The sequence below is a fragment of the Kitasatospora sp. NPDC043950 genome, from assembly GCF_056435345.1.
In genome coordinates, this window is the sequence record NZ_JBWKER010000057.1 from 1 (window position 1) to 21,148 (window position 21,148).

Below are 21,148 nucleotides of genomic sequence, written 5' to 3' on the forward strand. Positions count from 1 at the left end.
GTCGAGGGCCACGACGCGGGTCTCCCCGTCCCCGTAGACCTTGTTGAGGCCGGTGGCGCGGGCGGCCGCCAGGCCGGTACGGACGGCGGTTGCGGGGGTCGTCACGGGGGTGCTCCTGAGGGCGGGAACGGACATTCGGGGTTCCGTTCCATCCTCCCAATCCGTTCGAGCGCGATGCGTATGTCCCGAGGAGGGGCGACCCCCGCCGTCTCGGCGGCTCGGCGGGGGTCTTCTCCTCCTCAGGTATGACACCGACCCCTGAGGACCATGGTCCCCGTGCTGCGGACGATGGTCCCGTGCTACTCCACCGCGACGCCGAACGCGCCCGCCAGCCCGAGCAGACCGTTCGTCACCGCGCGGCCCGACGGGCTGAACTGCCAACCGTCGCCCGCACGCTGGAACGAACCCATGAGCATCGCGCTGTCCGGCACGCCGCCGGTGCCGGCCGCCCACTCCACCGGACCGGCCGCGCCCGGGCCGTACGTCGCCGCCAGGGCGACACCGTGCACGTAGCCGAGCGGCAGGGCCCGCGGCTCCTCCTCCTCGGTGGAGACGGCGACCACCACCTCGTCCACCGTGGCCGCCAGCCGCTCCAGGTTCAGGGTCAGCCGGACCGCGCGGGCCGGCTCGCCCGGCACCGAGTGGGTGGGGTGCAGCCGCACGGCGCCGTCCGGGTCCTGCGGGTTGTTGAAGAACACGAAGTGCTCGTCGCTCAGCACCCGCCCGGCGGCGCACAGGAACGCGGTGACGTCCAGCTCCACCGCGTCGCCGCCGGCCGTCCGGCTCTGCCAGCTGACCGTCAGGCTGCTGTGACGATCCGTCGGCGCGGCCGCCGGCGCGGGCTTCTCCTGTTCCGCGGAGCCGCCGCCGAGCCGCCCCCGCAGCCCCTGCTCGGCCAGCAGCTCCACCAGTTCCGGCCCGCTGACCAGCGTCAGCGGCTTCCCCTCGATGTAGCTGTACGAGCCGCGGCCGAAGCCGGCGGTGGTCACCAGGATGCCCTTGTTCGCCCCGTGGTGCCGGACGGTCGACTCCAGGTCGCGCACGGCCATCGGGGGCACCGTCTTGCGGTAGCGCTTGGCCTGGATCACGATCTTGCCGCCGGTCACCGGGTCCAGGTCCTCGGCGACCACGTCCACCCCGACGTCGCCGCTGCGGGCCGTGGTCATCACCCGGAAGCCGCGCAGCCGGAACAGCTCGGCGATCAGCTCCTCGAACTCGATCGGGTCCATCTCGAACAGGTCCGGGTCGCCGTCGCCGCCGTGTCCGGCCAGGCTTCCGCCGACCGTCTCCGGCAGCCGGTCCGGCCGCACCTCGTCCAGCCGCTCCGGGCGCGCCGACAGCTTGCCGCCCAGGCCCTGGAAGCAGTCCACCGGCGCCACCCGGTCCAGCGCCAGCCCGGCGAACTCGGCCCGGGAGGCGGTCAGGGTGGACAGGAAGCGCTCCGCCTCCCGGCCGGTCGCCGGGTCGATGCCCAGGACGAAGCCGTTCAGCACCACCGAGTCCAGCATCCCGTCCCGGTCCGCCCGGAACAGCTCCGCCGCCAGCCGCAGCGCCGACTGCGCCAGCACCTCCCGATACAGCGCCTTGCGCTCCGTCGCCGGGCGGGCCACCTCCGCCTCGCGGTCGTCCGTCTTCACGTACCGCACCCGGCCGGCGGCCGGCACCACGTCCGGGCCGGGCAGCTCCCAGTTCACCACCAGCTGCCGGGTCGACGCCTCCCAGGCCGCCACCAGCCGGTGCGGGAAGCCCTCTGGCCAGGCCGCCGAGGCGTACAGACCGGCGGTGAAGTACTCCTGCACCGCCTCCGGCTCGCCCGCGCGCAGCCGCCGCAGCAACTCCTCGGTACGGGCGGCGCGGTCCTCGTCCTGGCGGCGGAACTGCGCCGCCCAGGCCAGGTACTCCTGGTGGTACACGGCCAGCCGGCGCTGCCGGTCGGCCTCCTGCGCCTGGGCGGCGTACCAGTCCTGCTCGAACCGGGCCCGGGCCTGCGCCAGGTACTGCTCGTACTGCCGCCGCACCCCCGGATTGCGCGCCTGCACCTGGTCCGGCGGCGGCACGTGGTACTTCGGGCCGCCCTGATCGGGCAGCTCCACCGGCCGACCCAGCGGGCCCGGGTCGAACGGCGGCACCGGGCGCGGGGCCAGCAGTGCCTGCGGGCCGAACGCCGGCGCCGCCAGCCCGGCGGCCAGCAGCCCGCGCAACTCCTCGACCCGGGCGTCCAGTTCGGCCGTCAGCCGGGCCGCCTCCGCCTCCCGGGACTGCTGGTAGGCCCGCTGCGCCTCCCGCTCGTTGCGGGCCGTCGCCCGCTGCTCATCCCGCTGCTCGCGCTCCAGCCGGCGCTGCTGCGCCGCCTCGGCACGCCAGCGGGCCTCCTCCCGGCGCTGCTGCTGCCGCTGCGCCTCCGCCCAGATCGCCAGCACTCCGTCGTTCCGCCGCCCCGCCACCGTCCACCCCTTCATTGCACGCCGGACCGGTCGCGCCGCCCACCTCCCGGCCGCGCCGCCAACCGCGCCCGCAACAATAGAACGTGAACACCCCACCGGGCCAAGCCCCGGGAGCAGCGCGGCTGCACTGCACCGGTCAGTGCACCTGGGGGGCGTCCTCGGGCCGGGCGTGCCAGCGCCAGTCGGTGCGCAGCGGCCGGCCGGGCAGCGGGGTGCGGCCGGTGGCCCACAAGAGGGTCGGCCAGGGGGCGTCGGCGGAGGTGACGGGGACGTCGGGGAAGAGGCGGGCGAGGACGCGGCGGCAGAGGTCGGCCGGGGGGTCCCAGGGCAGGCCGAGGCCCTGGGCCACGTCGTGCAGGTGTACCAGCGTCTCGACCAGGCTCATCGCGACGAACCCGGCGGGGTCGGCGACACCCCACGGGTGGTAGGCGCGGACCTCGGGCGTGGCGGCGCGGGCGATCGCGACCATCAGCCCGCCGCTCGCCTCCAGCACCTCGATCAGCCCGTCGGGCCCGCTCGCGCGGTCGGCGCGGACGAAGTTGTTCGGCCCGCCGGGGAAGCGGCGCTCGGTGGCGAAGGGGACGTACCGCTCGCGCGGCGGGGCGGCCGGGCCGAGCTGGGCGGCGTAGGCGAGCAGGTCGTCGGCGAGGTGCTCGACGGTGGTCCAGCAGTCCCAGGTGACCGTTCCGGCGGGCTGGGACCAGTCGGCGTCCGCGGGTGCCGCGCGCAGGGTGGTGGCGGCGAGCTGAAGGACGAGCGCGAGGTCGTCGGCGGTGACGGGGGACTGGGCGGCGGTGTCGGCGGCGTCGGCGGGCTGGGCGGCGGTGTCGGGCGTCATGATCGCGGAGGCTAGCAGGGGGCACTGTCAGGGGGAGCACTGTCAGGGGTGGCGGGTACTCTGCACTGGTTCGAGAGGGAGGGATGCCCGTGACGATCGCACCGCAGCACCCGGACCGGCCCGCCGGCTGGGTCTCCACCGGGCTGAGCTGGCACGAGGGCCGCGCCCTGCTCGGCGCCGTGCGCGCAGGCCAGGCGCACGAGCGGGCCGTCACGCCCGGCGCGGAGGTCGGCTGGCTGCTGGGCGGGCCGCGCCGCTGCACCGGCGCCTGGCTGGCCGGGGCGGCGGAGCGCACCCCGTGCCCGCACCACGCGGTGATCGCGCCGGACGGCGCCGCGGTGCAGTGCCCGGCCTGCCAGAGCGTCGACCGCGGCCTGGCCCTCGCCCGGGACCAGATCCTCGACGACGGCCGGACGTACCTGCTCTACCTCGCCTGGTTCGGCGACGGCCTGCTGAAGGTCGGCCTGACCGCCGAGCAGCGCGGCGACAGCCGACTGCTCGAACAGGGCGCACTGGCCTACGCGTTCACCGCCCGGGGCGGGCTGCCGGCCATCCGGCGCGCCGAACTCACCGTCGCCGCCTCCGGGTTGGCGCGCGAGCGGTTCAAGGCCAGGCTGAAGACCGAGCACTGGTGGGCGCACGGCGACGAGCCGTACCGCCGGGCCGTGCTGGCCGAGGCCCGGGCGCAGGCGCACCGCTTGCTGGCCGGCCACGCGCTGGAACTGCTCGCCGAGCGCCCGGTGGTCGACCACGTGGCGCGGTTCGGGCTGTCCGACGGCGCCCCGGAGGCGTACCGGCAGGTCGGCGGCCTGGCCGACGGGGCGGTGATCGCGGGCACCCTGCGCCCGCCGGTGGGCCGCCACCTGTTCCTGGACCAGGCCGACGGCTCGGGGCCGCTGCTGCTGGACACCCGGCTGCTCACCGGCTGGACGCTCGCGCCCGTCTCCGGCCGTCCGACGTCCGGGGTGGCCCTGGAGGAGCGGGTCCGCCCGCCGGAGCCGGACACCCAGGAGGCGCTCTTCTAGAGCGGGCCAGGGACGCCGCCGGGCTGGGACGGTCCCTCGCGAGCGCGAGCGCGGGGGCGGGGGCGGGGGCGGGGGCGGGGGCGGGGGCTGAGGGCTCAGCCCAGCTTGCTGCGCACCCCGCCCGGGCCGGAGTGGGCCCGGCGGGACAGTGGCGGCCGGGACGGGCGGACGTCGGCGCGCGCGACGGGCTCGCCCTCGGCGGTGCGCCGGGCGAGTGCGGCCCGGGCGGCGGCCAGGGCCACGCGGGTGAGCAGCGGGTCATCCTGGACACCGGCGGACCGTTTGGCCGCCTGGCAGCGCGAGCACCAGATCGGGGAGGCGGGCCCGTCCGGGTACGCCATGCTCTCGGGCGGAAGGTAGTGTGCGCCGCACTCGACACACTCGAAGACCAGCCTCATCCGGCGATCACCGTCCCGGATCCGTGGCACCGACCGCAGGGCGACCAGAAGGTGTGGATCCTCGGCACCATGCTCCCTTCCTCGTCCCGTTCGACCGTGGCTTCGGTCTTCTGGGTCCCCCCGGACCCGCCGCAACCGGAACAGGACTGAACCTCGGGCATATGCCGTCCTTCCGTAGCGGAGCACCACGGTAGCGCGAATTCCCGGGTGCGGGCGCGGGACCTGACGATCCACCACCCCTCGGAGGAGCGTGCGAATGCCCCGTACGCCCCACTGCACGCCGTCGGCCCCGCGCCCGGGGGCACGGGGCCGGTCGGCGTGGCCCGTCAACCGCGCGCGGCCCGCAGGAATTCGCGGTTCATCGCGGCGATGCTGGGCAGCGGGATGCCCTTGGGGCAGGCGGTGGCGCACTCGCCGGTGTTGGTGCAGCCGCCGAAGCCCTCGGCGTCCATCGCCGTGACCATGTTCCGCACCCGGGAGGCGCGCTCCGGCGCGCCCTGGGGGAGCACGTTGAGGTGGACCACCTTGGCGGAGGTGAACAGCATCGCCGAGCCGTTCGGGCAGGCCGCCACGCAGGCGCCGCAGCCGATGCACTCGGCGTGTTCGAAGGCGGTGTCGGCGGCCTCCTTGGGGACGGGCGTGGCGTGCGCGTCGGGGGCGCTGCCGGTGGGGGCGGAGATGTAGCCGCCGGAGCCGATGATCCGGTCGAAGGCGGAGCGGTCCACCACCAGGTCCTTGACCACCGGGAAGGCCGCCGCCCGCCACGGCTCGACGTCGATGGTGTCGCCGTCCCGGAAGTGCCGCATGTGCAGCTGGCAGGTGGTGGTCCGCTCGGGGCCGTGGGCCTGGCCGTTGATGACCATGCCGCAGGCGCCGCAGATGCCCTCGCGGCAGTCGTGGTCGAAGGCCACGGGCTGGTCCCCGCTGGTGATCAGCTCCTCGTTGAGGCTGTCGAGCATCTCCAGGAAGGACATGTCGGGGCTGATGCCGCCGACCTGGTAGGTCGTCATCGACCCGGGGGCGTCCGGGCCCGGCTGGCGCCAGATGCGCAGGGTGAGGTTCATGCGTAGCTCCGCTGGGTGGGGTGGACGTACGCGAAGTCGAGGGCCTCGCGGTGGAGGACGGGGGCGGTCCCGGTGCCGGTGAACTCCCAGGCGGCGGCGTAGCCGTACTCCTCGTCGCGCCGGGCGGCCTCGCCGTCGGGCGTCTGGCTCTCGGTGCGGAAGTGGCCGCCGCACGACTCGGCGCGGTGCAGGGCGTCCAGGCACATGAGTTCGGCGAGCTCGAAGTAGTCGACGAGCCGGTTGGCCTTCTCCAACGACTGGTTGAGCTCCTGCCCGGTGCCGGGCACCTTGATCCGGCGCCAGAACTCCTCGCGCAGCTGCGGGATCCGCGCCAGGGCCCGACGCAGTCCGGCCTCGTCGCGGGCCATTCCGCACTCGTCCCAGAGGAGTTCGCCGAGTTCGCGGTGGAAGGAGTCGGGGGTGCGGTCGCCGTCCACCGCGAGGATGAGGTTCAGCCGGTCCTCGACCTCGGCCTCGGCGTCGGTGACCGCCGGGTGGTCGGCGGGGACGGCGGGCAGCGGGTTGCGGGCCAGGTAGTCGTTCAGGGTGGGCGGCAGGACGAAGTAGCCGTCGGCGAGGCCCTGCATGAGCGCGCTGGCGCCGAGCCGGTTGGCGCCGTGGTCGGAGAAGTTGGCCTCCCCGACGGCGAACAGGCCGGGGACGGTGGTCTGCAGGTCGTAGTCGACCCAGAGTCCGCCCATCGTGTAGTGGATCGCGGGGTAGATCCGCATCGGGACCCGGTACGGGTCCTCGGCGGTGATCCGCTCGTACATGTCGAACAGGTTGCCGTACTTGGCGGCGACGGCGTCCCGGCCCAGCCGGCGGATGGCGTCGGCGAAGTCCAGGTAGACGCCCTGCCCGCCGGGGCCGACGCCGCGGCCCTCGTCGCAGACGTTCTTGGCGGCCCGGGAGGCGATGTCGCGCGGCACCAGGTTGCCGAAGGCCGGGTAGATCCGCTCCAGGTAGTAGTCCCGCTCGTCCTCGGGGATCTCGGCCGGCGGCCGGGTGTCGCCCTGGGCCCTGGGCACCCAGATCCGGCCGTCGTTGCGCAGCGACTCGCTCATCAGGGTGAGCTTGGACTGGTGGTCGCCGGAGCGCGGGATGCAGGTGGGGTGGATCTGGGTGAAGCACGGGTTGGCGAAGTGGGCGCCGCGCCGGTGGGCCCGCCAGATCGCGGTGGCGTTGGAGTTCTTGGCGTTGGTGGAGAGGTAGAAGACGTTGCCGTAGCCGCCGCTGGCGAGGACCACGGCGTCGGCGGTGTGGGTGCTGATCGCGCCGGTGACCAGGTCGCGGGCGACGACTCCGCGCGCCCGGCCGTCGACGACCAGCAGGTCGAGCATCTCGGTGCGCGGGTGGATCTCCACGTTCCCGGCGGCGATCTGCCGGGACAGCGCCTGGTAGGCGCCGAGCAGCAGCTGCTGGCCGGTCTGGCCGCGCGCGTAGAAGGTGCGGGAGACCTGCACGCCGCCGAAGGAGCGGGTGTCCAGCAGGCCGCCGTACTCGCGGGCGAACGGGACGCCCTGGGCGACGCACTGGTCGATGATCTCGACCGACACCTGGGCGAGTCGGTGCACGTTGGACTCGCGGGCGCGGAAGTCGCCGCCCTTGACGGTGTCGTAGAAGAGCCGGCGGATCGAGTCGCCGTCGTTGCGGTAGTTCTTGGCCGCGTTGATGCCGCCCTGGGCGGCGATCGAGTGAGCGCGCCTCGGGGAGTCCTGGAAGCAGAACTGGACGACGTGGTAGCCCTGTTCGGCCAGGGTGGCGCCGGCCGCGCCGCCGGCCAGGCCGGTGCCGACCACGATCACGGTGTGCTTGCGCCGGTTGGCCGGGTTGACCAGCTTGGCCTCGAACCGCCGCTGGTCCCAGCGCTGTTCGATCGGCCCGCCGGGGGCCTTGGTGTCGGCGATCGGCTCGCCGACGGTGTAGTCCAGGTAGCTCATTTGACGACTCCGAACATCACGGCCACGGGGACGGACAGGAAGCCGGCGGTCAGCACGAGCGCCAGGCCGTTGGCGGTCAGCTTGAGCGCCCGGTCCCGGCGGGCGTTGTTGGCACCGAGGGTCTGCGCGGCGCTCCAGAAGCCGTGCCGGATGTGCAGGCCGACGGCGAGCATCGCGACGATGTAGATCACGCAGCTGTACCACTGGCCGAAGGAGGCCACGATGTTCTGGTACGGGCGGCCGTGCTCGGCGGCGGGGTTCACGGTCAGCGTGGTCAGGTCGAGGATGTGCCAGACGATGAACAGCGCCAGGATCACCCCGCCCCAGCGCATGGTCCGGGTCGCGTAGCTCGCCCGGCGGCGCTTGTGGGCGTACTTGCTCGGCCGGGCGGCGAGGTCGCGGCGGCTGAGCTGGTAGGCCGAGACGCCGTGCAGCACGACGGCGGCCAGCAGGCCGAGCCGGGCGATCCAGAGGAACCACTCGTGGCCCAGGAACGGCTGGCCGATGGTGCGCAGCCAGGCCGCGTAGCCGTTGATGTCGTCGGGGCCGGCGAACACCTTGAGGTTGCCCAGCATGTGCGCGACCAGGTAGAGCAGCATGGCCAGTCCGGAGACGGCCATGACCGCCTTCTTTCCGACGGTCGACCGCCAGAGCGTCGCCAGGGTGGACGGATGCCGGGCCGTCCGAGTCGCGGTTGTCATGGCAGCAACGGTAGGGACGGTCGCCAGGGTGCGTCCAAGACATGCTGCGGCTCACGACGATAGTCAGGACCTATCGATGCGGCCTATCCTGGTGGGGTGCAGCTCCAGCAACTCCGCTACTTCCTGGCCGTCGCCGAGACCCGCCACTTCACCCGGGCGGCCGAGGCGGCGCACGTGGCGCAGCCGTCACTCTCGCAACAGATCCGTTCGCTGGAGCGGGAGTTGGGCGCCGAGCTGTTCCACCGCACCCGGGGCAACATCGCCCTGACCGACGCCGGGCAGGCGCTGCTGCCGCTGGCCCGGCGCATCCTCGCGGACACCGAGAGCGCCCGGCTGGCCGTCCAGGAGACGGTCCAGCTGCGCCGCGGCCGGGTCCGGCTTGGCGCGCCGCCGAGCCTGTGCACCAGCCTGGTGCCGGACGTGCTGCGGCTGTTCCGGGACCGCTACCCGGGGGTGGCGCTGGTGGTCCGCGAGGGCGGCTCGCGCGATCTGGTGCGCTGGCTGGCGGCGGGGGAGCTGGACCTCGCGCTGATCATCACCCCGCCGAGCGGCGAGGCGGCGCCGGCCCTCGCGGTCACCGAGCTGCTGCACGAGGAGCTGGTGCTGGTCTCCGCCGAGCGGCGGGCCCGGCGCAAGGTCCGGGTGGCGGAGCTCAAGGGGCGCCCGCTGGTGATGTTCCGGGAGGGCTACGACGTCCGGGAGGCGACCCTGGCGGCCTGCCGGGCGGCGGGCTTCGAGCCGGAGTTCGCGGTGGAGGGCGGCGAGATGGACGCGGTGCTCGGCTTCGTCCGGGCCGGCCTCGGGCCCGCGGTCGTCCCGGGGATGGTCGCGGCCCGCTCGGGCCTCGCGGTCACGCCCTTCGCCGGGCCGGGCCTGGGCCGCACCATCGCCGTCGCGCACGGCCACGAAGTGCCGCTCACCCGCGCCGCAGGGGCCCTGCGCACGACCCTGCTGGCACATCTGCACCACGCCGCCGGATCCGGTGAACTCCCACCGGGGACCCGCCTGTTGCTGTGACGGGGAGGGCTACCACCTGCGGCTCTCCCCGTCGGCGAGTGGGGATCAGGCCGACCGGACGGCATAGGAACGACTGGTCTTTTCGCCCTGGAGGAGTCCAGATGGACCAGAGCAGCCATGATGACGCGAGGAAACCACCTTGTCGTTTTAGGCAGTGACCACGTCGCTCGGCCGCCTTACCGCCTACAAGTCAGAATGCCACCGAGGCACGTGATCTTGAATGAGCCTTCTGTCTTGATGGCGGCGGCAGCGATCTCTGCCGCCCGACTGACCGTCTCGCGGAAAGGGACGCCGCATTGGTCAGCCCACGCTTCATAGGAGGCGAGGTGGGAAACGATCGGCGCAGGATCGGTGATCTCGATGGCGCCAGGCAGTTCCCGCACTCGGATGTCCTTGAACGCTGTTCCGAGGTAGCCGGGGGCCTTTTCCAGGGAGAAGCGGGAGCTGAGGGAAACCCGCGCCGGCCCCTCGGGAATCCCGAGGATGTCGCCTGCGGCCCGGGCCCAGAGCCGGTCCAACTCCTTTTTATCGATGGTGCTGTTGGTCGAGGCGATGAGCACACCGCCAGGCCGGAGGACGCGGGCCAGTTCCTCGATCGTGGCCTCGATATCGCTGACGTGGTACAGCATGTGCAGGGCCAACACGGCGTCGGCGCTGTCGTCGGCGAAGGGCAGGGCCTGGGCGTCGGCTACCAGGACCGGCTTCTCGACGTCGGCGAGGATGCCCGCCGAAATGTCCATCCCGACGACCTGAAGGTCCGGGCGATCCTTGTGCAGGCGGCTGACGAACTTGCCGTTGCCGCACCCGGCGTCCAGGACGATCCCGCTTGTGCCGGCCAGCTCTTCGAGGACGATCCCGGGCAGGTCGTACCGCGGCTGCTGCCACCGGTAGATGGACTGGCGGGCGGCCAGGTGGCGTCCGTCGGCGTAGGCGCTGTTCGCGAGGATCGCCTTGTCGGCGATAGCGGCGTCCTGCTGTGCGGTGTTGCTCGTCACTGGGGCAGCTCCGGAGGATTCGTGAGTGCGGGTCGAGAGCAGGCTTCTCTGACATTCTCGCGGAGACTCAGGACGATCGGGGAGCCTGCGTAGGCGGGCTCGGCGAGACGGGTGCTCAGGGCTCGAAGTCGGGCAGAGATGCTCGCTGTTCGCCGGTCCGGTGCGGCGTCCAGCACCACCGAGAGCTTCTCCTGCACGCCGTCGAGGTCGCCGTGGGCGAGGTGGGCGTTGGCGAGGTCGAGGCGGGCCGCCAACAGGTCACCGGAGGACTGTTCCTGCCGCGGTGCGGACTCGTACAGGGCAATGGCCCTGGAGGACGCCTCGATGGCACGGTTCACGTGAACCTGGCTGCCCAGGGCAAGGAGGGCGGTGCCGGCGTAGGTCCACTGCTTGGCATCGGGAAACGTGAATACGCCGGGAAGATCCACTCCGGCTACGGCGCTCCGCGCCGCCTCGGCAGCTTCTACGGCCCGTAGCGCGCTCGCGCTGTCGCCGAGCGCCGCAGCAGCCCGTGCTTCGAGGCTGAGCAGACGCGCTGCGATCGTCCCGCTGTCCGCATACGGCAGTCCGGCTCTGGCCAGCTCGGCGGCCTGGTGGTGGTCCTGCTGCCAGTAGGCGATCAGGGACTGGATGGATCGGATCCAGGCCCGGAGACCGTTGTGGCCGGCTGACTCCGCGCAGCGCCAGGCTGTTCGCGAATGCGTAGCCGCAGCTGTGTATTGGCCGAGGTCGAGGGCGACATGGGTGGCCAGGCCACACAGGCGCCCGGCCTGCAGGTAGAGATGGCTTGCCAGGTAAGGGTGTTGGCGACCTCGGAGTAAGTCGAACACTCCTCGCCGGAGGGTACCGATGTCGTGGAAGAGCTCGAACACCGGCTTGCTCACGTAGTCCCCTGCCAGCCTCGCAATGTCCGCGTCGATCTGTTCGAGCAGAGTGTCGTCCACGTTGGACGCGCTCGCGAAACGGAGGAACAGCGCGGACTCTGCCGAGTCGGCTGCCACGGCCGATACGAGGTCGTTGTCGTGGTCCGTGCGCCGGGCAGGCACAAGAAGCGAGGCTTCACTGACGCTGCTGGACGGTGGAACTGCTTTGGCGGCTGCAGGGGGTGCTGCCAGCAAGTCGGCCAACTGGTCGACCGAGAGTTTCAGGGCGCGGGCGAGCTTCGGCCGCATCCAGGGCTGTGGGGCGCCTCTGCCGCTCTCCCATCGCCCCACGGTCGTACGGTCCACGTCGAGGGCCTCAGCCAGAGATTCCTGGGTGTGGCCGACCGCCTCCCTGCGCTGGATCAGCCGGGACCTCCTGGATGCCATCCCGCGTCCTGCGGAGGTACGTCAGTTCGTCTGTAGCCATAACAGGCCAGGTCATGCCCGGGTTTGCAGCACGGATGCCTCATTGCCGCTTCAATTCTGCTCTGGTTCACCGGCGTTGGAGGCGGTTCTGTAGATACCTGCCGGGTGAATCCCGGCGCGAATCGGCCCTCTGCCGACCTCGTCCGGTTGAAAGGTCCGCGCTCATGTCCGTCGCCACTCGCCAAACGGTCACCCCTGCCCCGTTCGGCTTTCGCATGCTGCCCACTGCCGAGGCCGTACCGAACGCCCGGCGGCGGGTGATACGGGCCGTGCGCAGTTGGGGCCTTCCGCTCGCGGAGGACGCGCTCCGCGATGTCGAGTTGCTGTCCAGTGAGCTGATCACCAACGCTGTGTCCCACACCCACGCCCCGTGCGTCGTGTGCGTGTCCTGGGACGGTGAACGGCTGCGCGTCGAGGTGACGGACGTCGGCCACGAACTGCCGGTCGCTGGCGGGGTCGATCTCGACGCCACCGGCGGGCGAGGACGAGTGGACGCCACCCGACGGCTGGGATCAGCAGCGCCGTCCAGTCTGAGGGTGGGAGCAGCGCGAGTTGGTGAGGCACGGGCGCTGGGCGGCCGAGCCTGCGAAGTGGCTGCTGTCGCACCGGCATCAGCAGCTCGGTCTTGTCCACGGTCCGCTCGACGAACCCCCACACGAACGGACATGGGGTAGTGCGCAGTTCTACTGGCCCAGTTCAGTCGAGGCCGACTCGGCAATCGAGAGGGGCTGCTCGACGGTCCGTCGGCGGGTGGGTGGGGATCAGGTCGGCCGGACGGCCTCGACCGCGGCGGTCGAGGCCGTCCGACTTCGGCTCGACCCGCGGCCGCAGGCGGGCGGCCACGGTGCCGTCCGGAGAGATCAGAAACCCCTCGAAGCTCTAACGCTCCATCAGCTCACGGCTGATGACGACTGGTCGGCGCCGACAGGGCCCCTTCTGTTGCGTTTTCGCAGGTCGCAGACTGGTAGTACCAGGTGACGTCCGGTACCGACATGAGCGGCGAGTGTGGCAGGGTGGGCGGCGCGGCGGAGACCTCGGGTCGCATCCCGGCGATCCAGTTCAGTGTGGGCTGGTCCATGACCTGGTGGTCCGGAAGCATCCGCCTCTCGGCGAGCTCCCTGAGCGACGCGGCGCCCGAGCGGTGCGTTCGTCGGGTCATGTCTGCTTCCTCGAAGGGATGAGTTCGGTGGGCGTCAAGCTGGGCGTGGCGGTCCTGACCATGGGCACGCGGCCGAAGGAACTGGCCGAGTTGCTGGCCTCGGTGGAGATGCAGACCGTCAAGCCGGCGCGGACGGTGGTGGTCGCCCAGGGCTGCCCGCGGCCGGAGCTGCCGGCGTGGGTGGAGGGCGTCGAGCTGGCCGAGAACCTCGGGGTGACCGGCGGTCGGAACGTGGCGCTGGAGCACCTGCGCGACGTGGACGTGGTGATCGACCTGGACGACGATGGCCTGCTCGTCGCCGACGACGTGTTTGCGAGGATCGAGGCGCTGTACGAGGCGGACCCCGGGCTGGGCATCGTGTCCTTCCGGATCGCCGACGAGACCGGGCTGACCCAGCGCCGCCACGTTCCCCGGCTGCGGGCCGGCGATCCGATGCGCGGTGGCGAGGTGACCAGCTTCCTGGGCGGCGGCCATGGGCTGTCGACGAAGATGCTGCGGCAGGTCGGGGACTGGCCGGACGCGTTCTTCTTCGCGCACGAGTTAACTTGCCCGCTTGCCGAGTGTGCTTGATGTGTGTCAAGAGCGTTGCCTAGCGCGTCCCAGCCTCGTTAACCCGACGAGTACATCGTGTGTGTGATGTACCGCGAGTTGGGGCGGGTGGTAGCGAGTGGCTCGACGGGCAGTGATCGGGGATCTCCGGGTTCAGGAGATCCCACGGCAGGATGGCCGAGTTGCGTACACGATCCTGGAACCGGACTGCTCCGTGCACCGCGTGGCGGACGGCTTCCTGCGGTTGTGCGATGTCGGGACCGCGCGGACGTATGCCTATCTGCTCGTCGATCATCTGAGATGGCTGCCCTATGAGGGGCTGTCGCCGGAGACGGTGACGTTCTACGACCTCCAGCGGTACATGGGTACCGTCGGCGCCGAATTCTCCGGCCCGTTCGGACAGCCGTGGCGGGAGGGCAAGAAGCCGTATCAGCAGAGCACGCTGGAGACTGCCGCGGCCGCCCTGAAGGGCTTCTACCTTCACCAGGGAAAGCTGGGGATCAACCAGGATCTGGTGAAGGAGTTCGGCGGGACGAGGTTGCCTACGAAGGCCGATCGGAACCGTGCCCTGCTCGGCCACGTCCTGCGGGAGATGCCGACCAACAAGCTTCGGCCGAAGCGGGTGGTCCGACGGCGCCATCCGAAGCTCCCGCCAGAGGGCGCGCGGGAGTTCCTGCTGGAGGACTTCGAGACGGCGCGGGACCGGATGGTCGTGACATGGCTGGACGACGGCGGCTTCCGCATCGGCGAGCTGACGGGCATGCACCTGATCGATCTGCATCTTCGGGAGAACGCACGCTGCGGCGAGTGCCGCACGGCCCACGTGCACATCTGTCACCGTGAGACGAACGCGAACCGGGCCCGCGTGAAGACGAAACAGGACTGGGCCGTACAGGACGGGATCGTCCAGGGCGGCAAGGTTCGGCGGGCGAGTCCCGCGATGGTCCACACGTACTTCGAGTACATGACCGCTGAGTACCCGCCGGACGCCACGCACGGCATGCTCCTGGTCAACCTCTGCGGCCCCACCGCCGGGCTACCCTGGAAAGCCGACTCGGCGCGCAAGCTACTGAAGCGAGCCGGCTACCGGCTGGACCTCGGTCTTCTCAGGCCGCACATGTGGCGTCACAAGTTCGGCAGCGAGGTTCTCGACGCCGCGGGCGGAAACGCGGTGATCGCCCGGGATGCGGGCGGCTGGGCCTCCGCGCAGACCGTCGAGGAGGTCTACGGGCACACCGATGTCCACGACCCTGCGTTCGTCACCGCGTTGAACACGGTGTGGGGTGAGCCGAAATGAGCTCACCTCTGCGCTCGCTGCCTGATCGCGGGCTCGGCCAGGCAGGACGGGACCGCCTGGAGCTACTGGAGGCCCTGATCGCCGGGCCGAGCTTCAACCCGCTGTTCCGCGGCGACGTGCTGAATATGCCTCCGGGCCACGAGAAGTACGGCTGGGGCTGTGCAGTTCCGGAGTGCCTGCGAACCAGGAACAGCACTGGCGACTTCTGCCACACGCACCAGAAGCAGTGGAACGATCATCTGGCCCGGGACCCTCAGGAGGCGACCCGCTCCGGGTTCCTGGCCGTCGCCGAGCCGCTGGAGCCCATCGGGGGCTGCGAGCCGCTCCTCTGCGCAATCTGCCCGAACCGGCCCTCCTACAACCAGTCGAGACGGGTCTGCCTGTTCCACTACCGGCAGTGGGACAACTACACCCGGCGGGTGGGGGCCTCCGCTGACTTCTCCTCCTGGCTGCGCGACCAGGTCCCGTATCCACACGGCTACGGGGCCTGCCGCGCGGCAACGTGCGAGCGTCTGGCCGACACACCGCTGGGGCTCTGCGCTCAGCACCGGGAGCGCTACATCGCCGCCGGCCGGCCCGGCAGGGTGAGCCTGCCCCGGTTGTGGGAGCGACATTACGAGCGGACGGGCGAGGCTGTTCCGGTCTCCACCGAGGATCCGGCATTGTTCAAGGCATGGTGCGCCAAGCAGCAACCGGTCTACCAGCTTGGGCAGATCAACCTGGTCGGCATGCGCCCGCTGGCCAAGGCCGAACTGCAGTGGGGGCTGGAGGCCCACACCCGGGACGGCAGCCGCAGCCTGTGGACCATCACCGACCTGCGGATGCTGACCAACGAATGCCGGGAGGCCGACGTCGACTCGCTCGCCGGTCTCGATCTGGACCGGTGCCGAACTAAGCCTCGGCAGATCGTTCGGGAGATCCTGAGCCGACTGCGACCGCTCTACTACACGAAGGAAGACAGCCGGGAGGCAGGGTTCATCGAGACCGAGCACTTCGGGCGCCGGCTCCCGGGCACGGACACCTGCTTCGACCTGTCTACGGTGCCGCAGCGCTGGCTGCGCGACGTGCTCTGGGACCACATCGCCCGCCTGCTGCAGTCCGTGGACTGCCCCCGCTCCCGCGGCCCGCTGGACTCAGCTCGACGGGCGCTCTCAGAACTGGGGGCGTTCCTGGCCGTCGACGCGCCGGAAAGCGGGAACGACCCGAAGCTGCTGACAAGCAGGCACGCGGAGAGCTTCGCCGCCGATCACCGGCACCGGGCAGCGGGCGGCCTGCCGTCGCTGGTCCTGCGCCGCACCGACGGCTCCCCCGCGACGGTGAGCACTGCCAGCGCCAGGCCTACGTTCAACTACGTACGCAAGGTCCTTTACGAACTGCTGGAGACTGGCAAGGCCGATGCGATCGGTCTGGACCGGGCGTTCATTACCGCGCTGCCACGTGGAGGAAGGATCCAGGACCGCAAGCGTCGGCCGTTCGATGACCGGCTCGCGCGAGCACTGGCGGACGAGAACAACTTGCGTCGTTTTGCTGCGACTTGGGATAGCAATGACCGTGGGTTGCGGGATGCCTGGGAGGCCCTGGTATATACCGGCCGGCGTGGCTCGGAGATCCTGGAGCTCCGCTTCGACTGCATCTCCTACCTCAACGGGGTCCCGATGCTCTGGCACGACCAGACCAAGGTCGGGAACCTCGACGCAGGCATCCGCATCCCCGAGTACCTCTTCACCCGCCTCGACAACAGGCGCAAGACGACGCTTCAACGCTTCGAACGGCGGCAGGGTCGTCTGCCCACCGTGCTGGAACAGGAACAACTGGCCCTGTTTCCGACCCACGTGAAGAACCCCCATGAGACCGAAGCGATCTCCTACGGCTTCTTCAGCAGATCGTTCCGGGAGTGGGTGGCAACGCTCGACTTGGGCCGGGGAGTTCCGCACCAAGCTCGCCACACGCTGGCCACCAAGCTCCTGAAGGCAGGTGCGTCGCTCACCCATATCAGGAAGTACCTCGGGCAGGTCTCCGAGCGCATGGCCGAGCACTACGTCGACATCGCCAGCTCCGACCTGGACGACCTCCTGCCCCGCGTCTGGGTAGGCGGACCCGGCTCCGCCAACCCCGGCGAGCCGCTCTTCGACACGGCCACGAACCCGCTCAGTCGGGAGACGGCACTGGCCATGGCCGTGGACGTAGGGCGTCGGTGCACACCGACACTGGGTGGCTTGTGCACGGCCCAGGTCGTCGTGGACGGCGGGAAGTGCCCCCGGAACCTGGACTGCGACAGCTGCGACAAGCTCGTGATGACCGGCGCGGACCTCCTTTACTGGAGGCGCAAGCGCGAGCAGTGGTACTCCATCGCCGAGCGGGCCCCGGACGACGCGACCGCCGACTACCTGCACAAGATCTTCGAGCCCACCGCGCGGGCGATCGACGGCTTGGAGAAAGCCCTGGCTGGACTCGGCCTGCTCGAGCAAGCGCTCGCCCTGGACCTGCGGCGTCCGCAGGACTACTTCAGCCACATGTGGAACACCGGCTTTCCTGTCGAGGAAGTCGGCCTTCCCGACGAGTACGACGACCAAGAGGACGAGGTCGCATGAGCGGCAGTACATCCGCCCAGACGACGAGTGCCATCCAGGCCCGCCGCCAGCACTCCGAGAAGCTCCTCGCCCGCGTTCGGGAAGTGCTCACGGCGATGCGCAAGGAACGGACCCCGGTGACCGTCCGGGCCGTCGAACGACGTGCCGGCGTCTCGCGTGCCTTCCTCTACCAGAACGCCGCCGCTCGGCAGTTGGTCACCGAGGCCATCGCCCAGGCTGAGGGACGCCAGGCCAGCGGCAGGCAGGAAACAGCAGAGGCAGTGGAGGCTTCCTGGCGTGAGCGCGCTCTGAACGCTGAGGATGCGCTGCGGCAGGCGGTGGCAGAGATCCAGTCGCAACGCCGACACATTGGCGAGCTCATGGGCCGCATCCGGGACCTCGAACTGGACCTGCCCGCCGACGCCGTCCAGCGGCTGGTCACCGAGAACACCACCCTCAAGCAGCAGCTTCGAGCTCTGACCGCGGATCACCACACGTTGACGAACCGCCTGGCTGCCGCCCGGGACAACAATCGTTCTCAGGACCGGAAGATCGCCGAACTCCAGGCACTCCTGCTCGAACAGGAGCCGTCAGCAGCCATCCGTCACTTGCGACCACTGCCGTAATCCGCCTGCCGGGCGCTGGCGACAGGAGGGAATCGAGCTGACATGGTGGCTCGATAAAGGGAGTTCCGACAGGTATTCAAGGCACCGAGGGGCCAGCGGGCCGCTGGCCCCTCAGGCGCAGGAACCGTCAGCAGCGAGCGGTGAAGTATTCCGCGACATGGGCATCCATCGATGCCTAAAGTGCCAGCCGTTCCGCAACATACTTTGCGGCGTCGTCGATGCTCAACTCGCGGATTACGCTGCCGCACCTGATAATGCATGGCTTGCTTTCAAGGGGCCTGATCACGATCTCGTCAGGGAAGCGACCATCGTTTGCTGGAACGTATAGGAACTTGTGAACAGATGCCCGGCTAGGATCTTTGACGGATGGAAAGATCGACGGATATTCTGACTTCTTTCCCATGGCCTCGCAGTAGAGGTTACTATTGAACCCGAACCACAAAAGCCATTCCGCGTGATGAGAGTCATTCAAGACCTTGAGGAACCAGGAGTTCCCCTCTGCATGCAGGTCCGCAAGGAGCGAGAATGACCGAACATCCGGGAATCCTTGCTCCGTGCAACTCCACCCCGCGGCGGAAAGCTCAGCATTCAAGGTGCCCATGAATGCTGATGCGAGCGGCTTCCACATGGCTAGCTTATTCTGCCACGAGGTAAGCAAGCGACCCTGGACGATGTCGCGGATATAGTTCGGGGCGCTCATGGATCTGACGGTGCGGCGAAGAATCTGAACGAAGAGGTCGTACAGCGGAAGGATGTCGCCTTCGTCGCTCGCCGCTAGGCAGTCGTAATACTGGCCACGGTCGGCGCTTGACCTGACAAGCAGAGGAGGATAGGAGTTTTGAGCCAAGGCCATGTTTGCAAGCAGCCTTGCCATCCTCCCGTTTCCATCCTCGAACGGATGAATATGCGTGAGCCAGGCATGCACGACGGTGGCAATCAAGGCTGGGTCGGCGTCAGTGGCTGACCACCAATCGCAGAGCTCGCCCATGGCTCGTTGCGTATCCCAATGTGGCGTGGTTCGAAGGGTCGTCCCTCCGATCTCGTTGTCCCCGCTCTTATACTTCCCCGCATAGTGCTCCCCTGCGGTGATTAGGCCATGTAGTGCGCGCACCTCAAATTGCCGGGGAGTAGCTCCTTGATCGGCCCAACTATCTGCGATCTCATGAGCCTTATAGAGTCCGAGGGCCTCAAAGACGCGAGGATCACTCCGGACGGACTCTACGATAGTTGCCGTTGGCTGATTGAGCAGCTCTCGGTGCGTTGTCACTACCTCTCGAACCTGCTCAGCTGACCATTGATATCCCTCGATCATATTGCTTTCAGCAACCAGGTCAGCTCGAATGGCAGCCAGATACGGCTGAAGTAGGTCATCCGCCTCTCTCTGGATTCGGCCTTGCACCTCAATTGCCTTAGTGCGCGAATTGATTGATCGGTTCTTGACAATCTCAAGTCTCGATACTGCGTCACTGTCGCTGGGGATCAGATAGGGGGTTCCCGAGAGGCTGGAGTCAGCGTCCGAAGTCATGCCTAGGATAATACGGGCCCTCGGCTGTTTTTTATAGAGAAGGAACAGATTTGCCGGAGAGTCTCAAGCGGTTGACCGCGGCCTGGTGCTTCTCCGGGGCAAGGTGCGTTGCCTGGGAGAGTTTTCAAATCTCGAAGCAAGATGTGCCAGAGGCGTGGTCAGATGAGTGGTGGTCGGCCCAGACGCGTCATTCTTCCTACCGTGTGCCACTTCATCGGCTTGCGTGGGCCGCATGGAGTCCGCACACCTTCAAGGAACCCATGGCACCATGCCTTCATGCCTGCGACGGATCGGATCCGTGTGAAGGTGAGGAAGATCCAAGCGGCCAGATAGACCGGGATCAAGGGGAGGGGCAGTCGGCGGCGGGCAAGCCAAACCCGGTTCCGAGCGGTGAACCGGTAGTAGACCGCATGCCTGGCCGGGGACGTCTTCGGATGCTGGAGGACAAGCTCGGGTTCGTAGAGGATGTTCCACCCTGCGTCGAGCGCACGCCAGGCCAGGTCGGACTCCTCGTGCCCGAAGAAAAACTTCGCCGGCCACAGGCCGATCTCGTTGAGCATCGGCACCGAGAACGCATGGCCACCGCCGAGGAATGCGGTCACGAAGCCGCGGCGCATTGGATCATCGGCACGCAGCCGGGGAACCCAGCGACGCTCGGTGTGGCCATGCTCGTCGGCCACCCGGAACCCAATGATCCCCAACTGCGCTTCTGTCGCGAATAGTTGCTGGACCCTACGGAACACATCATCAGCGATGAGCAGCCCGTCATCGTCCAGTTCGATGACGACGTCCACCTCGCCCGACTTGCACAGCATCGCCAGGCCGACATTGCGGCCCCCGGGGCAGCCCAGGTTCTCCGCAAGCGGGATCTTGATGACGTTGGCATCCACGTCGGTGAGTGGGGTCGCATTGCCCACCAGCACGACCTGCGCGGGCACATCCTGCTTCTCCACCGAGGCGAGCAGGGCGTCCAGCTCCCGCGGACGAGTGCCCATCGTGACGATGACGACCCCGATGCGCGGCAACGGCATAGCAGCGAACTCCAGTAGTCGGTGAGACACCGATGCTAGCGTCACTCGTCGCCGTTGCTACACCGCGTCACATACATGTCTACGACGTGATTCCCCTGGTCAGGAGGCAAATGAATCGCACAGAGGCCGGAAAACACGAGGAGACCGACATGGCCTGGCGGGCGCTCGACGCCGACTGGCGGGTGCTGTACGCGCCGGAGCTGCTGCTGCAACACCCTCGGACCAGCCCGACCCGCCACTCGTTCTTCTACCGGGTGAACGCCCGCAACCGCGTGTACCTCGCGCGCCGCCACCTGCCCACGTTGCTGGTGCCGGTCTACCTCGGCGTGTGGGTGGCGCTCACGGTCGCCCGCACCCGGAACGCTGCTGGGTTGAAGGCCTGGTTCTCGGGCTTCGCCGAGGGCTGGCGCACACCGTGCGGTCGGCGCAAGCCGATGCGCTGGCGCACGGTGTGGACCATGACCCGGCTCGGCAGGCCCCCGATCATCTAGGCCGCAGCCGCCTGGCGCATCCACTCCCGGGGGAACGACGGACCGGGGCCGGGGGGGGGGAGGGGGGGGGGGGGTTGGGGGGGGGGGGGGGGGGGGGAGGGGGGGGGGGGGTCGATTCCCGCGCCTCGC

The 21,148-nt window shown here is 69.6% G+C and carries 17 protein-coding genes and 2 pseudogenes; 8 read left to right on the forward strand and 11 right to left on the reverse strand.

Translation table 11 applies throughout. The features are described from left to right. Window positions 1-299: 299 nt before the first annotated feature. Entirely contained in the window at window positions 300-2,444 is a 2,145-nt protein-coding gene (locus AC07BF_RS30535) for a restriction endonuclease (RefSeq protein WP_478334192.1), read from the reverse strand. 136 nt (window positions 2,445-2,580) lie between these two features. After that, window positions 2,581-3,282, reverse strand: coding sequence for a maleylpyruvate isomerase N-terminal domain-containing protein (locus AC07BF_RS30540; RefSeq protein ID WP_363633588.1), 702 nt, complete (start codon window positions 3,280-3,282; stop codon window positions 2,581-2,583). Window positions 3,283-3,371: 89 nt separating this feature from the next. Here AC07BF_RS30540 and AC07BF_RS30545 point away from each other — a divergent pair, with 89 nt between their 5' ends. Then, window positions 3,372-4,307: a DUF2797 domain-containing protein gene (locus AC07BF_RS30545; protein ID WP_363633590.1), complete on the forward strand. Its 936-nt coding sequence runs from the start codon at window positions 3,372-3,374 to the stop codon at window positions 4,305-4,307. A 95-nt stretch (window positions 4,308-4,402) separates the two neighbouring features. On the opposite strand, the gene AC07BF_RS30550 is transcribed toward AC07BF_RS30545, so the two are convergent. The 4 genes from AC07BF_RS30550 to AC07BF_RS30565 all read right to left on the reverse strand — a co-directional run bounded on the left by AC07BF_RS30550 (window position 4,403) and on the right by AC07BF_RS30565 (window position 8,410). Continuing rightward, entirely contained in the window at window positions 4,403-4,648 is a 246-nt protein-coding gene (locus AC07BF_RS30550) for a hypothetical protein (RefSeq protein WP_363587281.1), read from the reverse strand. Window positions 4,649-5,031: 383 nt separating this feature from the next. After that, entirely contained in the window at window positions 5,032-5,769 is a 738-nt protein-coding gene (locus AC07BF_RS30555) for a succinate dehydrogenase/fumarate reductase iron-sulfur subunit (protein WP_363587282.1), read from the reverse strand. Further along, on the reverse strand, window positions 5,766-7,709 hold the full coding sequence (locus AC07BF_RS30560; protein WP_478334193.1) for a fumarate reductase/succinate dehydrogenase flavoprotein subunit: 1,944 nt from the start codon (window positions 7,707-7,709) through the stop codon (window positions 5,766-5,768). Before AC07BF_RS30560 ends, AC07BF_RS30555 begins: the two co-directional genes overlap by 4 nt. After that, window positions 7,706-8,410, reverse strand: coding sequence for a succinate dehydrogenase cytochrome b subunit (locus AC07BF_RS30565; RefSeq protein WP_363633593.1), 705 nt, complete (start codon window positions 8,408-8,410; stop codon window positions 7,706-7,708). The genes AC07BF_RS30560 and AC07BF_RS30565 overlap by 4 nt, the downstream gene beginning before the upstream one ends. A 96-nt stretch (window positions 8,411-8,506) precedes the next feature. Between AC07BF_RS30565 and AC07BF_RS30570 the strand changes: the two genes are divergently transcribed. Then, window positions 8,507-9,427 (forward strand): LysR family transcriptional regulator, encoded by a 921-nt coding sequence (locus AC07BF_RS30570; RefSeq protein WP_400987425.1) that lies wholly within the window; start codon window positions 8,507-8,509, stop codon window positions 9,425-9,427. Between the two features lie 176 nt (window positions 9,428-9,603). On the opposite strand, the gene AC07BF_RS30575 is transcribed toward AC07BF_RS30570, so the two are convergent. After that, complete coding sequence (locus tag AC07BF_RS30575) at window positions 9,604-10,422, reverse strand: class I SAM-dependent methyltransferase (protein ID WP_363621945.1); 819 nt, start codon at window positions 10,420-10,422, stop codon at window positions 9,604-9,606. After that, a complete protein-coding gene (locus AC07BF_RS30580) occupies window positions 10,419-11,732 on the reverse strand; it encodes a helix-turn-helix transcriptional regulator (protein WP_478334194.1) in 1,314 nt (437 codons plus the stop codon). Before AC07BF_RS30580 ends, AC07BF_RS30575 begins: the two co-directional genes overlap by 4 nt. Window positions 11,733-11,986: 254 nt before the next feature. On the opposite strand from AC07BF_RS30580, the gene AC07BF_RS30585 reads away from it, so the two are divergent. Next, on the forward strand, window positions 11,987-12,445 hold the full coding sequence (locus tag AC07BF_RS30585) for an ATP-binding protein (protein WP_478334207.1): 459 nt from the start codon (window positions 11,987-11,989) through the stop codon (window positions 12,443-12,445). 221 nt (window positions 12,446-12,666) lie between these two features. Here the strand turns inward: AC07BF_RS30585 and AC07BF_RS30590 are convergent, their stop codons facing one another. Further along, a complete protein-coding gene (locus AC07BF_RS30590) occupies window positions 12,667-12,930 on the reverse strand; it encodes a hypothetical protein (protein WP_478334195.1) in 264 nt (87 codons plus the stop codon). 18 nt (window positions 12,931-12,948) lie between these two features. Here AC07BF_RS30590 and AC07BF_RS30595 point away from each other — a divergent pair. The 4 genes and pseudogenes from AC07BF_RS30595 to AC07BF_RS30610 all read left to right on the forward strand — a co-directional run. Continuing rightward, window positions 12,949-13,476: pseudogene (locus tag AC07BF_RS30595) on the forward strand (glycosyltransferase family 2 protein); the annotation flags it as partial. Window positions 13,477-13,702: 226 nt separating this feature from the next. After that, window positions 13,703-14,776, forward strand: coding sequence for a tyrosine-type recombinase/integrase (locus AC07BF_RS30600; protein WP_478334196.1), 1,074 nt, complete (start codon window positions 13,703-13,705; stop codon window positions 14,774-14,776). Beyond that, complete coding sequence (locus AC07BF_RS30605) at window positions 14,773-17,367, forward strand: tyrosine-type recombinase/integrase (protein WP_478334197.1); 2,595 nt, start codon at window positions 14,773-14,775, stop codon at window positions 17,365-17,367. The genes AC07BF_RS30600 and AC07BF_RS30605 overlap by 4 nt, the downstream gene beginning before the upstream one ends. Further along, window positions 17,364-17,972, forward strand: a complete 609-nt coding sequence (locus AC07BF_RS30610; protein ID WP_478334198.1) for a DUF6262 family protein — start codon at window positions 17,364-17,366, stop codon at window positions 17,970-17,972. The genes AC07BF_RS30605 and AC07BF_RS30610 overlap by 4 nt, the downstream gene beginning before the upstream one ends. Before the next feature lie 175 nt (window positions 17,973-18,147). Here AC07BF_RS30610 and AC07BF_RS30615 read toward each other — a convergent pair whose 3' ends face one another. Together AC07BF_RS30615 and AC07BF_RS30620 are read right to left on the reverse strand one after the other, a co-directional pair. Then, window positions 18,148-19,497 carry a Fic family protein gene (locus AC07BF_RS30615; RefSeq protein ID WP_478334199.1) on the reverse strand — a complete coding sequence of 450 codons (1,350 nt, stop codon included), beginning with the start codon at window positions 19,495-19,497 and terminating at the stop codon, window positions 18,148-18,150. 158 nt (window positions 19,498-19,655) lie between these two features. Continuing rightward, a complete protein-coding gene (locus AC07BF_RS30620; protein ID WP_478334200.1) occupies window positions 19,656-20,528 on the reverse strand; it encodes a glycosyltransferase family 2 protein in 873 nt (290 codons plus the stop codon). 134 nt (window positions 20,529-20,662) lie between these two features. Between AC07BF_RS30620 and AC07BF_RS30625 the strand changes: the two are divergent. Further along, window positions 20,663-21,019 (forward strand): annotated as a pseudogene (locus tag AC07BF_RS30625) (glycosyltransferase family 2 protein); the annotation flags it as partial. Between the last annotated feature and the right edge of the window lie 129 nt (window positions 21,020-21,148).

Bases quoted from the DNA above. Each gene is read 5' to 3' on its own strand.
- AC07BF_RS30565 (WP_363633593.1), bottom strand. From the start codon at position 8,410: ATGACAACCGCGACTCGGACGGCCCGGCATCCGTCCACCCTGGCGACG.
- AC07BF_RS30605 (WP_478334197.1), top strand. From the start codon at position 14,773: ATGAGCTCACCTCTGCGCTCGCTGCCTGATCGCGGGCTCGGCCAGGCA.
- AC07BF_RS30580 (WP_478334194.1), bottom strand. From the start codon at position 11,732: ATGGCATCCAGGAGGTCCCGGCTGATCCAGCGCAGGGAGGCGGTCGGC.
- AC07BF_RS30590 (WP_478334195.1), bottom strand. From the start codon at position 12,930: ATGACCCGACGAACGCACCGCTCGGGCGCCGCGTCGCTCAGGGAGCTC.
- AC07BF_RS30610 (WP_478334198.1), top strand. From the start codon at position 17,364: ATGAGCGGCAGTACATCCGCCCAGACGACGAGTGCCATCCAGGCCCGC.
- AC07BF_RS30555 (WP_363587282.1), bottom strand. From the start codon at position 5,769: ATGAACCTCACCCTGCGCATCTGGCGCCAGCCGGGCCCGGACGCCCCC.
- AC07BF_RS30615 (WP_478334199.1), bottom strand. From the start codon at position 19,497: ATGACTTCGGACGCTGACTCCAGCCTCTCGGGAACCCCCTATCTGATC.
- AC07BF_RS30620 (WP_478334200.1), bottom strand. From the start codon at position 20,528: ATGCCGTTGCCGCGCATCGGGGTCGTCATCGTCACGATGGGCACTCGT.
- AC07BF_RS30550 (WP_363587281.1), bottom strand. From the start codon at position 4,648: ATGGCGTACCCGGACGGGCCCGCCTCCCCGATCTGGTGCTCGCGCTGC.
- AC07BF_RS30585 (WP_478334207.1), top strand. From the start codon at position 11,987: ATGCTGCCCACTGCCGAGGCCGTACCGAACGCCCGGCGGCGGGTGATA.
- AC07BF_RS30560 (WP_478334193.1), bottom strand. From the start codon at position 7,709: ATGAGCTACCTGGACTACACCGTCGGCGAGCCGATCGCCGACACCAAG.
- AC07BF_RS30540 (WP_363633588.1), bottom strand. From the start codon at position 3,282: ATGACGCCCGACACCGCCGCCCAGCCCGCCGACGCCGCCGACACCGCC.